Annotated in this window: 14 protein-coding genes and 1 riboswitch; of the genes, 7 read left to right on the forward strand and 7 right to left on the reverse strand. The window is 59.1% G+C overall.

Translation table 11 applies throughout. From position 1 onward, the window contains the following. Window positions 1-30: 30 nt before the first annotated feature. A riboswitch (cobalamin riboswitch) is annotated at window positions 31-265 on the reverse strand. A gap of 156 nt (window positions 266-421) precedes the next feature. After that, window positions 422-1018, forward strand: coding sequence for a hypothetical protein (locus KGB18_RS03945; RefSeq protein WP_007898940.1), 597 nt, complete (start codon window positions 422-424; stop codon window positions 1016-1018). Between the two features lie 68 nt (window positions 1019-1086). Beyond that, window positions 1087-2400 (forward strand): PQQ-dependent sugar dehydrogenase, encoded by a 1314-nt coding sequence (locus tag KGB18_RS03950; RefSeq protein WP_223569426.1) that lies wholly within the window; start codon window positions 1087-1089, stop codon window positions 2398-2400. 164 nt (window positions 2401-2564) lie between these two features. On the opposite strand, the gene KGB18_RS03955 is transcribed toward KGB18_RS03950, so the two are convergent. From KGB18_RS03955 to KGB18_RS03975, 5 genes are all read right to left on the reverse strand, one after another. Then, on the reverse strand, window positions 2565-3101 hold the full coding sequence (locus KGB18_RS03955) for a C40 family peptidase (protein WP_123720753.1): 537 nt from the start codon (window positions 3099-3101) through the stop codon (window positions 2565-2567). 165 nt (window positions 3102-3266) lie between these two features. After that, complete coding sequence (locus KGB18_RS03960; RefSeq protein WP_223569427.1) at window positions 3267-3917, reverse strand: C40 family peptidase; 651 nt, start codon at window positions 3915-3917, stop codon at window positions 3267-3269. A 227-nt stretch (window positions 3918-4144) separates the two neighbouring features. Next, entirely contained in the window at window positions 4145-4849 is a 705-nt protein-coding gene (hda, locus tag KGB18_RS03965; RefSeq protein ID WP_007898944.1) for a DnaA regulatory inactivator Hda, read from the reverse strand. Between the two features lie 228 nt (window positions 4850-5077). Beyond that, complete coding sequence (locus KGB18_RS03970; RefSeq protein WP_123720751.1) at window positions 5078-6151, reverse strand: AI-2E family transporter; 1074 nt, start codon at window positions 6149-6151, stop codon at window positions 5078-5080. A gap of 30 nt (window positions 6152-6181) precedes the next feature. Next, window positions 6182-7240 (reverse strand): DUF2066 domain-containing protein, encoded by a 1059-nt coding sequence (locus KGB18_RS03975; protein ID WP_123720750.1) that lies wholly within the window; start codon window positions 7238-7240, stop codon window positions 6182-6184. Window positions 7241-7627: 387 nt separating this feature from the next. Here KGB18_RS03975 and purM point away from each other — a divergent pair, with 387 nt between their 5' ends. The 3 genes from purM to KGB18_RS03990 are packed head-to-tail and all read left to right on the forward strand — an operon-like array spanning window position 7628 to window position 10058. After that, entirely contained in the window at window positions 7628-8686 is a 1059-nt protein-coding gene (gene purM / locus KGB18_RS03980) for a phosphoribosylformylglycinamidine cyclo-ligase (protein ID WP_008013877.1), read from the forward strand. Beyond that, window positions 8686-9336: a phosphoribosylglycinamide formyltransferase gene (gene purN / locus KGB18_RS03985; protein ID WP_018925121.1), complete on the forward strand. Its 651-nt coding sequence runs from the start codon at window positions 8686-8688 to the stop codon at window positions 9334-9336. Before purM ends, purN begins: the two co-directional genes overlap by 1 nt. Before the next feature lie 8 nt (window positions 9337-9344). Further along, window positions 9345-10058 carry a DUF3108 domain-containing protein gene (locus KGB18_RS03990; protein ID WP_123496149.1) on the forward strand — a complete coding sequence of 238 codons (714 nt, stop codon included), beginning with the start codon at window positions 9345-9347 and terminating at the stop codon, window positions 10056-10058. A 72-nt stretch (window positions 10059-10130) separates the two neighbouring features. Here the strand turns inward: KGB18_RS03990 and KGB18_RS03995 are convergent, their stop codons facing one another. After that, a complete protein-coding gene (locus tag KGB18_RS03995) occupies window positions 10131-10595 on the reverse strand; it encodes a DUF3859 domain-containing protein (protein WP_123720749.1) in 465 nt (154 codons plus the stop codon). A 254-nt stretch (window positions 10596-10849) separates the two neighbouring features. After that, the gene (locus KGB18_RS04000; RefSeq protein WP_223569428.1) at window positions 10850-11860 is read right to left on the reverse strand and encodes an amidohydrolase family protein; all 1011 of its coding nucleotides are present in this window, start codon (window positions 11858-11860) and stop codon (window positions 10850-10852) included. Between the two features lie 163 nt (window positions 11861-12023). Between KGB18_RS04000 and KGB18_RS04005 the strand changes: the two genes are divergently transcribed. Both KGB18_RS04005 and KGB18_RS04010 read left to right on the forward strand, forming a co-directional pair. Then, a complete protein-coding gene (locus KGB18_RS04005; protein ID WP_123720747.1) occupies window positions 12024-12440 on the forward strand; it encodes an OsmC family protein in 417 nt (138 codons plus the stop codon). Between the two features lie 61 nt (window positions 12441-12501). Then, window positions 12502-13389, forward strand: a complete 888-nt coding sequence (locus KGB18_RS04010; RefSeq protein ID WP_223569429.1) for a pirin family protein — start codon at window positions 12502-12504, stop codon at window positions 13387-13389. Window positions 13390-13471 lie beyond the last annotated feature (82 nt).

Genomic DNA, 13471 nt, shown 5'->3' on the forward strand with positions numbered 1-13471 from the left:
ACGGCAAGAAGCCTGGCATCGCCCACCGTGATGCCGTTGGATGAATCAGGCCGGTCTCCGGGCTCATGAGCGGCGTGTTGCCTGACTGCGCGCCTTCCCATGTTGACATCAACACAGTGGCTCAAGGCGCAGTCTTCACTCATTTACCGTTGCGGGGGCAGCGCCGGGATCATGACGTTTCGTCGCTTGACGATAGCCACTCACCGGCTTCCCTGTTTCACTCTGTCGGCCATCGCCACAGAGCACCTGAAACAAGCCGCGAAGGTTAGAGGGTTGGGGGTGGAGCGTCAATTGAAGACAAAGCGTGGGCTCTCGATATACTGCCGCCCATCAATTACCTGACACCAATCTTGCACCACACTGTCAGCAGTGATATCAAAGCGCCATAGAACCCAACAACACAATTACAAGGGTAAGCAACATGCAAGGCATGATCATCAGCAATCCGAAGCTGGAATTCCTGCGACCGGTGCTGGAACGCTGGTTTGACTGTATCGACCGCTACAACGCTGTACGCGGCGATAACGACACACCTTATTGGTACGACGAAAAAGCCAACCTCGGCCTGCTCTCCGCCGCAGCCTGGATGGCAGAAATGGTCACCTTGCAACAAACGCCGACGCGCAAGCAGAACGAAGAAGGCGAACGCAACGGCCGCGCCGATCTGTTTATCGCCACTCCCGAAGCCACTGCCGAACAACGCGCCTACCTTCAAGCCACTCAACGCTGGCCGCGGGTCAACAGCCTGAACCTGACTCAGGCGCTGCAGGACATCACCAGCGAGGCCAAGAGGATCAGCTACGCCAGCGACCTGAAACTCGGTTGCCTGTTCGTTGCGCCGCAAAAAGCTCAGCAGAGCGCTACACCGGAAGAACTCCAGGACATGCTCGACGACCTGCAAAAGGAACCCAGCTGCGCCGTGGCCTGGTATTTCCCGTACGCCTATCGCAAGTTGCGCAATGAAGCCGGCAATTACCATCCAGGGATCGCCGTATTGTTCAAGGAAGCCCGCGGCTGACGGGTTGAACCATCGAACGTCTACGCTTCTCTATGATTACGTCAATGCATTCATAGGGAAGATCAGTAATGCGCAAACCCCAGCTCGTTTTCATCATCGCGCTCGCCGGAGGGCTCGCCGCCTGTGGTGAAACCTCCAGCCTGCAAGTCTCGGACGGCACAGGCCCCTCGCCCAAGCTGCCAGAACCGAATAAAACCCTGATCCCGACAGTGAACATCGCCCCGGCGATCGGCTGGCCTGAAGACAAGAAACCTGTCGCCGCGACGGGGACTCAAGTGGCGGCGTTTGCCGAAGGCCTCGATCATCCGCGCTGGCTCTATGTGTTGCCCAACGGCGATGTGCTGGTGGCCGAAACCAACGCACCACCCAAACCCGATGATGGATCAGGCATTCGCGGCTGGGTCATGGGCAAAGTCATGGGCCGCGCCGGTGCTGGCGTCCCCAGCCCGAACCGCATCACTCTGCTGCGGGACAAGGATCACGACGGCGTCGCCGAAACCCGCACGGTGTTCCTGGAAAACCTCAACTCGCCCTTCGGCATGACCCTGGTCGGCAATGACCTGTACGTCGCCGACACTGATCGCCTGCTGCGTTTCCACTATGAAAACGGTGAGACGGCGATCAAGTCGCAGCCAATCAAGGTGGTCGATCTGCCGGGCGGCAAGCTGAATCACCACTGGACCAAAAATGTCATCGCCAGCAAGGATGGCAGCAAGCTGTACGTCACCGTGGGCTCGAACAGCAACGTCGGTGAAAACGGCATGGATCAGGAGGAAGGCCGCGCGGCAATCTGGGAAGTGGATCGCGCCACCGGCAATCATCGGATCTTCGCCTCGGGGATTCGTAATCCAAACGGCCTGGCCTGGGAGCCTCAGAGCGGCACACTGTGGACCGCCGTCAACGAGCGCGACGAAATCGGCAGCGACTTGGTGCCGGACTACATCACATCCGTGAAGGACGGCGGGTTCTACGGTTGGCCTTACAGCTATTACGGCCAGCACGTCGACATTCGCGTCGAACCGCAAAAACCCGATCTGGTGGCCAAGGCCATTGCACCAGACTACGCGGTGGGGCCACATACCGCGTCACTGGGCCTGACGTTCGCCGAAGGCAGCAAACTGCCCGCGCCGTTCACTCAAGGCGCTTTCATCGGCCAACATGGTTCGTGGAACCGCAAGCCACACAGTGGCTACAAAGTGATTTTCGTGCCGTTCAGCGCCGGCAAACCGACCGGGCAGCCGGTGGATGTGCTCACTGGGTTCCTCAACGACGAGGAAAAAGCCATGGGCCGGCCGGTGGGCGTGGTGATCGATCAGCAGGGTGGCTTGCTGGTGGCGGATGATGTCGGGAACAAGGTGTGGCGCGTTAGCACGGCTAAATAATGCGATTACTGCCAGACGAAAACCCTGTGGGAGCGGGCTTGCCCGCGATAGCGGCAGCTCAGACTACATCGATGTTGAATGCGCCGACGTCATCGCGGGCAAGCCCGCTCCCACAGGGGATCAGCGTTTACGACAGAGCGTGCGAGCGGTCATGACAACCTCCGCTATGGATTATGTGCCAAGTGCTCGGGCTGCAAGACGCGCTTGGCGCTCAGATAGGCTTTCTGCCAGTAAGCCTTGGACAAGCTGTCCAGCTTGACCGTGCCGCCCGTGGCTGGCGCGTGGACGAAGCGGCCTTCGCCGACGTAGATCCCGGCGTGGCTGACCTGGGAGCCGCCATTGGTGGCGAAGAAAATCAGGTCACCGGTTTGCAGGCCTTCCTTACCGACATTGGGGGCCTGCATGCCGATCATCTCGCGGGTGGAGCGCGGCAAGGAAATGCCTGCGACATCGCGATACACATAACCGATCAGACCACTGCAATCGAATCCGGAATCCGGCGTGTTGCCACCCCAGCGATAAGGCGTTCCCACCAGGCCCAGCGCGCGAAACAGCACGTCTTCTGCCGCAGGAGAAAAGGCTTGGGAAGGACCGAAGACAATCGGAGCGCGGACCACCGGCGCTGGTGGCGGTGGGCGGCTGGCGCAGGCACTGAGCAGCGCTGCGAAGAACATGAGTGCGAGGCGGGCCGACATCGTCATAAGCAGAACATCCTGATCTGGCTGCGGCTTTTTCTGCCACAAAGACAGAAAAGAAAACCGCCTGCGCAGAACGCAGGCGGTTTGCCATCAATAATAGATCAGGATTCTAGCGGCTACGCGGCAAACTTCAAGTAAGACTTTAAGTTCGCCTTACAAACTGTCCGCTTACTTGCGTGCCGTGACGATAGCCGGGGCCGCTGCCGGCGCCATAGCGAGTGCGCGCTTGGCTTCGATGAAGGTCTTGCTCCAGTAGCTGTCGCCCAGGTTATCGATCCGGACACCACCGCTTTTGCGGCTGCTGGAGTGGATGAACTGGTTGTCACCCAGGTAGATCCCGGCGTGACTGACACGACCGCGACGACCATTGGTGGCGAAGAACAGCAGGTCACCTGGCTTGAGGGCACTGCGAGCAACCAGAGGCGCGTCAACGTTGATCATTTCGCGAGTGGAGCGCGGCAGGTTCATGCCGGCCTCTTCACGAAACAGATAACCGATGAAGCCGCTGCAGTCGAAACCAGCCTCGGAGGTGCCGCCGAAACGGTAACGGGTACCGATCAGGGACATGCCACGTTCGAGGATGCTGTCGGCCAGAACCGGAAGCTGGTACGACTTGCCACCGGCGAAGTCTGCCAGTTCTTTATCGGTGGCTGTCTCTTCCTGGTAAAGAGTTTCCTGGAAAAGAACGGAAGACTGCGCGGTAACTGAATTCTTGACCTGCTGTTGTGGCTCTTGCTGGGACACTGGAGAGTGGGCAGCGCAACCGAACAACAGGGTAACGAGTGCGAGAGGCACGAGGGGTGCGAAGCGATTTAGCATGGGCACGACCGTGGCTGATAGTTTCTAAAGAAGCCGAGACTATGCCCGCTATCAACCTCATTTGCAAATTCAATCGATCTTTATGTGACTTATCGGTTTCTCGTTTACATCTAAGCGCTTAAGCCCATTTTGAACCTTTGCGCAGCCTGCCCTCTTGCAGGAAAGCGGATTTGTTGACGCCTGGAATATACCGAAACCCGTGTAAAACCTGGGCTTGATCAGTTTTTTCACCAACCAAGGGTTTCTTTCAGGAACGGGATTGTCAGCTTGCGCTGAGCTTGAAGGGAGGCCTGATCGAGGCGTTCAAGCAGCTCGAAAAGCGCACTCATGCTGCGGGTACCGCGGGTCAAAATAAAATGCCCGACTTCATCGGTCAGGTGCAGGCCGCGACGGGATGCGCGTAACTGCAAGGCACGCAATTTGTCTTCGTCAGAGAGTGGTCGCATCTGGAAGATGAGTGCCAGTGTCAGCCGCGACTTGAGATCCGCCAGCTTCACCGGCAGTTCGCGCGGAGATGTCGAGGCGGCGATCAGCAGACGCCGGCCGCTGTCACGCAGACGATTGAACAGATGGAACAATGCCTCTTCCCAATCCGCCTTGCCGGCGACTGCCTGCAAATCGTCCAGGCAGACCAGTTCGTATTGTTCGAGGTTGTCGAGGATTTCGATGCCACGGTCCAACAACTCGGCCAACGGCAGGTACACCGCCGGCTCCCCCAGTTGTTCGAAGCGCAGACACGCCGCCTGCAATAAATGCGTGCGCCCTACCCCGTCCTTGCCCCAGAGGTAAATCAGGCTTTCCGTCCAGCCGGCGTCGGCTTCGCAGAGCCGCTCGACATAGCCGAGTGCAGCGGCATTGGCGCCTGGGTAGTAATTGATAAAGGTAGCGTCATCACGCAGACGCACACCTAGGGGCAGCTGAATCGGTTTCATGCTGACTGAACAGTTCCAAAGGAACCGTTAGTGGCCTCTGTGTAAAGTTTGCGAAGTTTATACCCGTGCGGCTGACCGCACAATGCGACAGACCATAAGCAAAATCAAAGGTTTGCGTTAATGCATTGGTTTTATGACAGATTCTTTGACGGCGCATATGACAGCCACACGAGCGATACGGGCAAACCTGGCACGAAACCAGACTGCCCGCTACGAGCGATTAAAAACTTACAGCTCGGATTCGTCGACACCGCCGTAGATATCTGAATCCTTATACAAATCGTGTACGTGACGCACCAGGACCATGATCACCGCCGCCACCGGCAATGCCAGCAACACACCGGTAAAACCAAACAGCTCGCCGCCGGCCAGGATCGCGAAGATCACCGCCACCGGGTGCAGGCCGATCCGGTCGCCCACCAGCAATGGTGTCAGGACCATGCCCTCCAGCGCCTGACCGACCATGAACACCGCGACAATACCGATCATGGGATACAAATCGCCACCGAACTGGAACAAACCGGCAATCAATGCCGCACCAATCCCGATGACGAACCCCATGTACGGCACGATCGCCGCCAACCCGGCAATCAGACCGATCAACAGCCCCAGCTCCAGCCCGACGATCATCAAGCCCGCGGCGTAGATCACGCCCAGCGCCAACATCACCAGCAACTGGCCGCGCACGAATGCCCCGAGCACTTCGTGGCATTCTCCCGCCAAGGACATGACGCGCTCTTCACGATCACGGGGCAGCAGGCTGCGGATCTTGGCCATCATCAGGTCCCAGTCGCGCAACAGATAAAAACTCACCACCGGAATCAGCACCAGGTTGGCCAACCAGCCAATCAGTGCAAGACCTGAAGCCGTCGCCTGACTCAGCACCACGCCGACCACATCGGTGGTCTGGCCCATGTGCTCGCTGAACGCCGCCTTGAGCTTGTCGAACTTCCAGAAGCCGTCCGACAACCCGATCTTCGATTGCGCCCACGGCACAGCGGTGTGCTGCAACCAGTCGAGCATTTGCGGCGCCAGTTCATACAAACGGAACAGCTGCTTGGCGAGCATTGGCACCAGCACCAACAGCAACGCGGTGACGATCAATGTGAACAAGGCGAACACCGCCACCACGCCCCAGGTCCGTGACAGACCGTACTTTTCCAGCCGATCCACCAGCGGGTCGAACAGATAAGCCAGCAACAGCGCCACCAGGAACGGCGTCAGGATCGGGTGCAACAGGTAAACAAACGCGCAAAGCAGGACCACCCCACCGAGCCAGAACCAACGCCGTGTATCGGCCATGTACCACTCCTGCTTCTATATAAAGAAAAACTACCAGCGAAAACGTAACTGCGGCGTCGGTGCCGGGGCCGGCGCTGCGACCGGTGTCGAGCCAGCCGCCACGGGTTGAACAGGCGCAGCGGGGGCCGGCGCTTCACCGGCCGGAATCTCCTGCAACCTGGCCAAAGACAACTGCGCGCGCAACTGATCGGGGCTGCCGTTGACCCGATAAAGCACGCGGTCGCCGTCGACACTTTGCAGGCGTGCGCCAAAAGGCTCCAGCAAACGCCCGAGCGTCGCATAACGCTCCAGACTCATCCCCTGCACTTCCAGCAATTGCTCGCTCGACGCACCCGGCTTGGCGACAAAACGCGGCGCCAGGCGTTGGCTGACCGCCAGCATCACCGCATCGGCCAGCGCGGCGGTATCGGCGCCCTGCACGCTTCCGGTTTCTTTCTGATCGCCCAACCACAAACGCCACTTGGCTTGCCATTGGCCACCCTCTTCACGGGCATGCACCGCCAGCAAAGCGTCAGCATTGTAGCGGTCGGATGCGCCCCGCAGCGGTGCCGGGTCAGCACTTTCCAGATTCGGCGCAGTGGCGACAATCTGCTCGTCCAGGTCCGCCAGCGGCAAACGCAGCGGCAGCCCACGATGTTGCGCCGCTCGAAGCAGTGGCGTGGCACTGGCCTGGCCATCACCGACCAGGCTCGAACCTTCAGTGGAATCGTTCAACCACCAACCGAGAATCGACGGCCGGTTGCTACCCCACATGGCCAACCCGGCACGCCGCAAGGCCTGTTCGGTGGTGGCCGGATCGAAATCGACTTTCAGCACTTGCGGCGGCCCGGCCTCATAACCGAACTGACTGATGATCTGCTGAGGGTCTTTGCGCACGGTCGCCAGACCCGGGCTCTGCGCAGCCTTGGGGTCGCCGGTCAGGCGCAACACCAACGTATCCAGCGCCCGCTGAGTCGCCTGATCGCGCTCCTCCGGCGTCTGGCTGCTGACAGGTTCGCGCACTTGATAGAGGCTTTTGACTGTTTCGGCATGCCCAGTCAGGCTGACCATGGATAAACAGCCCACGAACAAGAATTTAAGAAAACGCATAAAAAGATTCCTGACGACAAGAGCGGCTGGAACAGACCGCGTGAAGATGATTGAACCGGGGTCTGTTGACCACACGTTCAAGCAAAACATTCACCCGATCCCGGTAAGTTTTCGCACTGTCATAACGATAGACGGTTAACGTCGATACCTTATACAGCCATCCGGGACACCGCCAACACGGGCAATATCGGTTTTTTTAACGCGATATGCCCCTGCCCGTCGGCACGAGGATGGCCGCTGCCTCTCAAGCCTGATAAAATCGCGCGCCTTCGCAGACCGGCAACAGCCGGGCACCCTGAAATTCGCGGATGGCACTCGCCTTCGTTTGTTTCGGCGGTCCCACTGGACTCGGTCGTTACCCCTGAATCCCCCCTAAAGGCCTGGATCATGAGCAAGCAACCCTCCCTGAGCTACAAGGACGCCGGTGTAGACATCGACGCCGGTGAAGCATTGGTCGAACGCATCAAGAGCGTCGCCAAGCGCACTGCGCGCCCGGAAGTCATGGGCGGCCTGGGCGGTTTCGGCGCCCTCTGCGAAATCCCGGCCGGTTACAAGCAACCGGTACTGGTATCGGGCACTGACGGCGTCGGCACCAAACTGCGCCTGGCGCTGAACCTGAACAAGCACGACAGCATCGGCATCGACCTGGTTGCCATGTGCGTGAACGACCTGGTGGTCTGCGGCGCCGAGCCGCTGTTCTTCCTCGACTACTACGCCACCGGCAAACTGAACGTCGAAACCGCGACCCAGGTCGTGACCGGCATCGGCGCAGGCTGCGAACTCTCCGGCTGCTCTCTGGTCGGCGGCGAAACCGCTGAAATGCCTGGCATGTACGAAGGCGAAGACTACGACCTGGCCGGCTTCTGCGTCGGTGTCGTGGAAAAGTCCGAAATCATCGACGGTTCCAAAGTCGCTGCCGGCGATGCCCTGCTCGCCCTGCCATCTTCCGGCCCGCACTCCAACGGCTACTCGCTGATCCGCAAGATCATCGAAGTGTCCGGTGCAGACATCGAAAACATCCAGCTCGACGGCAAACCGCTGACTGACCTGCTGATGGCCCCGACCCGCATCTACGTGAAGCCGCTGCTCAAGCTGATCAAAGAAACCGGTGCCGTAAAAGCCATGGCCCACATCACCGGTGGTGGCCTGCTGGACAACATCCCGCGCGTTCTGCCAAAAGGCGCACAAGCGGTGGTTGACGTTGCAAGCTGGACTCGCCCTGCCGTGTTCGACTGGCTGCAAGAGAAAGGCAACGTCGACGAAAACGAAATGCACCGCGTGCTGAACTGCGGCGTCGGCATGGTCATCTGCGTTGCTCAAGAGCACGTTGAAACCGCGCTGAACGTACTGCGTGAAGCTGGCGAGCAGCCTTGGGTTATCGGTCAGATCGCCACCGCTGCCGAAGGCGCGGCCCAGGTTGAACTGAAGAACCTCAAGGCTCATTGATGTCCCAGACCTGTGATGTGGTGGTGCTGTTGTCCGGCACCGGCAGTAACTTGCAGGCCTTGATCGACAGCACGCGGACCGGCGACAGCCCGGCCCGCATCGCTGCGGTGATCTCCAACCGCGCCGACGCCTACGGCCTGCAACGCGCCAGGGACGCGGGTATCGACACCCGCACCCTGGATCACAAGGCTTTCGAAGGTCGCGAGGCCTTCGATGCCGCGCTGATCGAACTGATCGACGCCTTCAACCCCAAACTCGTGGTACTGGCCGGCTTCATGCGCATTCTCAGCGCTGACTTCGTGCGCCACTATCAGGGTCGCCTGCTCAATATCCATCCCTCGCTGCTGCCCAAATACAAAGGGTTACACACTCATCAGCGCGCGCTGGAGGCCGGCGACACTGAACACGGCTGTTCCGTGCACTTCGTCACCGAGGAACTCGATGGCGGACCACTGGTCGTACAGGCAGTAATACCGGTAGAGTTGCACGATTCGCCGCAGAGTCTGGCGCAGCGAGTCCACACCCAGGAACACCTGATCTACCCGATGGCCGTACGCTGGTTTGCTGAAGGTCGTTTATCACTCGGCGAACAAGGTGCTTTACTGGACGGACAGTTACTCGCGGCCAGCGGCCACTTGATTCGAACCTAGGAGATTTTATGCGTCGCGCCCTGCTCTTCGCTTGCGCTCTGCTCGCCCTGCCGTTTGCGCAGGCCGCAGACCTTCAACCCTTCTCCGCCAGCTACACCGCCGACTGGAAGCAGTTGCCCATGAGCGGCACCGCCGAACGCAGCCTGACCAAGGGAGCCAACGGCGTCTGGAAACTCAGCTTCAAGGCGTCGATGATGATCGCCAGCCTGACCGAAGAAAGCACCCTGACCCTGGACAAGGACACGCTGCTGCCACAGTCCTACCATTTCGAACGTGGTGGCTTGGGCAAAGCCAAGAAGGCCGATCTGGACTTCGACTGGACCAACAAGATGGTCACCGGCACCGATCGCGGTGACGCCGTCAAGCTTCCGCTCAACCGCGGCATGGTCGACAAGTCCACCTATCAACTGGCGCTGCAGCATGACGTGGCCGCCGGCAAGAAAAGCATGAGCTATCAGGTCGTCGATGACGGCGAAGTCGATACCTATGACTTCCGTGTGCTGGGTTCGGAGAAAGTCGACACCAAGGCTGGCCAGATCGATGCGATCAAGGTCGAGCGCGTGCGCGATCCGACACAAAGCAAGCGCATCACCGTCCTGTGGTTCGCCAAGGACTGGGATTATCTGCTGGTCCGTTTGCAACAGGTCGAAACCGACGGCAAGGAGTACAACATCATGCTCCTCGACGGTACGGTCAACGGCAAGACGGTCAAAGGCAGCTGATTCGCAACGACATGAAAGCCCCGCAAACGCGGGGCTTTTTTTCGTCTGGCATTTGGCTGGGCGAGAAAGTGATCAGCGCACGGTAAAGCGTTGCTGGGCCAGCAGACGGTCGCCCTGGAACACCATGAAACGCCATTCACCGGGAACGACTTCATGACTTTCGGTGAACTCGAAGGCCATCAGGTCCTGCGGAGCACCGGGTACCAGTTTTTGAGTGACTTCCAGTTTGTCGTGACGCACGCCGTCCGGAGTACGAATGCCCGGGGTGAAATAGAGCAAAGTCAGCGGCTGATCTTCGGCGACCTTGCCGGCCAACTGGTAACGCATACCGAATTTGGTGCCTAGTTTGGCGGGGACGATTTCGGTCTGCTGGATCTGTTCATTGCTGCGGCGCAAAACTCGCTCGCCCGATTGCAGTTCGGCTTTCGGGCCAGCGAACACGCCGTATTCCACTGGGCCTTCGACGCGGACTTCGGCACTGGCCAGACCACTGACGAACATCATTGTAGCCAGGGCGGCTAAACGGGTGAGGTGCATGGTGCGCTCCTTGATTGAGATGAGCGCGAGGGTATGACGCAGGGGTGACAGGACGATGACAACCTTGAGTTTGGATATCTGCAGGCTGAAGACTCATTGTGGCGAGGGGGCTTGTCGGAACGCCGCATCGCCCCGTTCGGCGGCGAGCCGTCGTAAAACAGGCATATGCGGTATGTCTGAAAACATGCGATTGCAGGTTTTTAGGGTCGCTTCGCAACCCAACGGGGGCAAGCCCCCTCGCCACAGGATTGCGGTTACTTCACGACAGACCGAGGCAAAATCGCCAAAAAGTTATCCCGCGCAACCTTTCTGGCAACATCCTCCGGCAAGGCATCAAGAAACGGATCGAAGCTGCGCATTTCCTGACCGAGCTTGTTGAAACGTCCCACCACATCGGAACCGAGCATGAAGCGCTCCGGAAAGCGCGCCACCAGCTTCACCCATTCATCCCGAGGCTTGCCCTGCTCGTCCAAGAGGTAAGGCGTCAGCATGCTCCAGGACAGGTCAACGAACAGATTGGGGTAAGCCTCGAGCATTCGCGACAGCGTCGGCAACAGAAAATCCAGCTGAGTCTGATGCCGATGAATCTCCGCACTGGTGCCTGCATGAGCCCAAATGAATCGCGTGTGTGGATGATTGCGCAGCGGCTCTTCGACTTCTGCCAGGTACAGCGGATTTTTTTCACGCTTGGAGGTGATGTTGGAATGCAGCATCACCGGCAAGTCGTTCTCGGCAGCCAGGTGGTAGATGCGGGTCATCGCCTCATTGTTGGCCCGCGGCGTGTCGCCGGACGTCAGCGCAGTCAGATCGTCGTGACGGGTAAAGACTTCACCAATACCCTGCCAAAGCCCGGGATTGAGGTCGAGCATGCGCTGGATGTGTGCCGCGGAGTTTTTGTCATTCGGGTTGAAGCCGGACAGGAAAGGGTGAAAACGCTGGCGCTGCTCGGGCGTCAGCTTATTCACCGCCGCCGCGACGATCACATCGGTCGCGCTGTACCAGTAGGCATCGGCGTCATCGCCGGCGTAATAACGTGGACGCTTGGGTTCGTCTTCGTGCCATTTCTTGGCCACCGGAATGCCGGAAATCATCACATGCTCAATGGCATTTTCGTCCATGGCCGTGAGCAATTTCGACATGCCAGCCGTTTCCTGGAAAAAATCGACGTAATGCAGGTGCGCATCGCTGTAAGCGTATTCGCGGGCGTAGGCATCAACGCTGCACAGCGCCAACAGCCAAGCGAGGCTCAAGCGGATCGGGGGCACAGGATTCTCCGGTGGTGGGCAACTGCGGTATGAGCAACATAGACTGCCCCGCGCAAACAAGGGTTCAGTTGGTAAGAAAGTGGAACGCGAACTTGAAGGAATGCTCTATAACTTCAGGGTCTTTTTTGATCGAATGACTTTTCCACTGCCCGCGAGGTTTCCCATGACTGTTACCGTCAATACTGTCTCCGCCGAAGGTTTTCGTCACAGCGTCCAGATCGATGACCACGAACTCTTTGCCGATGTGTCGAAAGCCTCCGGTGGCGAAGGCACCGCGCCTGAACCACACGACTACTTCGACGCAGCCCTCGGTGCCTGTAAGGCCCTGACGCTGAAAATGTATGCCAAGAAAAAGGACATCCCGCTGACGGGTGTCGAGGTTGAGGTCACGCGCGACAACAGTGAAGAGCAGAAAGGCAAATACGCCCTGCACGTCGAACTCACGCTCAAGGGTGTGCTCACCGACGCTCAGCGTGACGAACTGCACCGCGTGGCCGACCGCTGCCCGGTACACAAGCTGATGACCACTTCCGAGATCAGCATCGAAACCCATCTGTCCGAAGGTGCCTTCAGCCAATAGCGGCAAGGGCTGCGCAAGCGGGTTATGCTCCCTGCGTCACCCGCTCAGCTTGGAATGCACCATGAACACTCCGCTCGTGATCCGCCCTCGCGCCGAAGATGTCGAAGGCCAGCCGATTCTTCGCCCATTGCCGTCAGCCAAATGCCGCAACGTCGGGCCTTTCGTGTTTTTCGACCACATGCTCGAAACCCGTTACCCGGCGGGCAAAGGCATGAACATCCGTCAGCATCCGCACATCGGCCTGTCCACCCTCACCTACCTGTTCGAAGGGCAAATCCAGCACAAGGACAGCCTCGGTTCCGATCAGGTAGTGAATGCCGGCGATGTCAGCTGGATGACGGCGGGTAGCGCAATTGCCCACGTCGAACGCACGCCCGAACCATTGAAAGACAGCGGCTTTACGATGCACGGCTTACAGATCTGGCTGGCCTCGCCCAAGGATCGTGAACACGGCCCTGGACACTACAGCCACCATCCGGCTGCCACGCTGCCCGTCAGCGATAACCTTGGTGTGAAGATACGGATGATTGCCGGGTCAGGCTTTTGCCTCGAATCGCCGGTCCCGGTGCTTTCTCCTACGCTGTATGCCGAATTGAACCTGCAAACGGCGACCACATTGCTGATTCCCACCGAGCATGAAGAACGGGCACTGTATGTGCTGAGCGGTGAGGTGCAACTGGATGGCGAGCCGCTGGAGCCGCATTCGCTGGTGGTATTGCCGGCCGGGGAAGAGATGACACTGTTTGCCGAGAACGACTGTCATGCCGTGTTGTTTGGCGGCGCGCCGCTGGATGGGCCGCGACGGATCAACTGGAATTTCGTGGCCAGCGATCCGGCGTTGATCGATGAAGCACGTCGGCGTTGGGCAGCCGGGGATTGGCCGACAGTGCCGGGGGAAAGTGAGCGGATCGAACTGCCGAAACACCGAAGCCCGCCAACGCCCCTGTAACTGATCGGCGGATTGTTCTCACGCGCAGCAAAGGAATGCATCGATAGCGACTGAACGAACCATGATTTGGCTCATGAGTAAC

Source organism: Pseudomonas sp. BF-R-26 (genome assembly GCF_019947395.1).
GTDB lineage: Bacteria > Pseudomonadota > Gammaproteobacteria > Pseudomonadales > Pseudomonadaceae > Aquipseudomonas > Aquipseudomonas farris.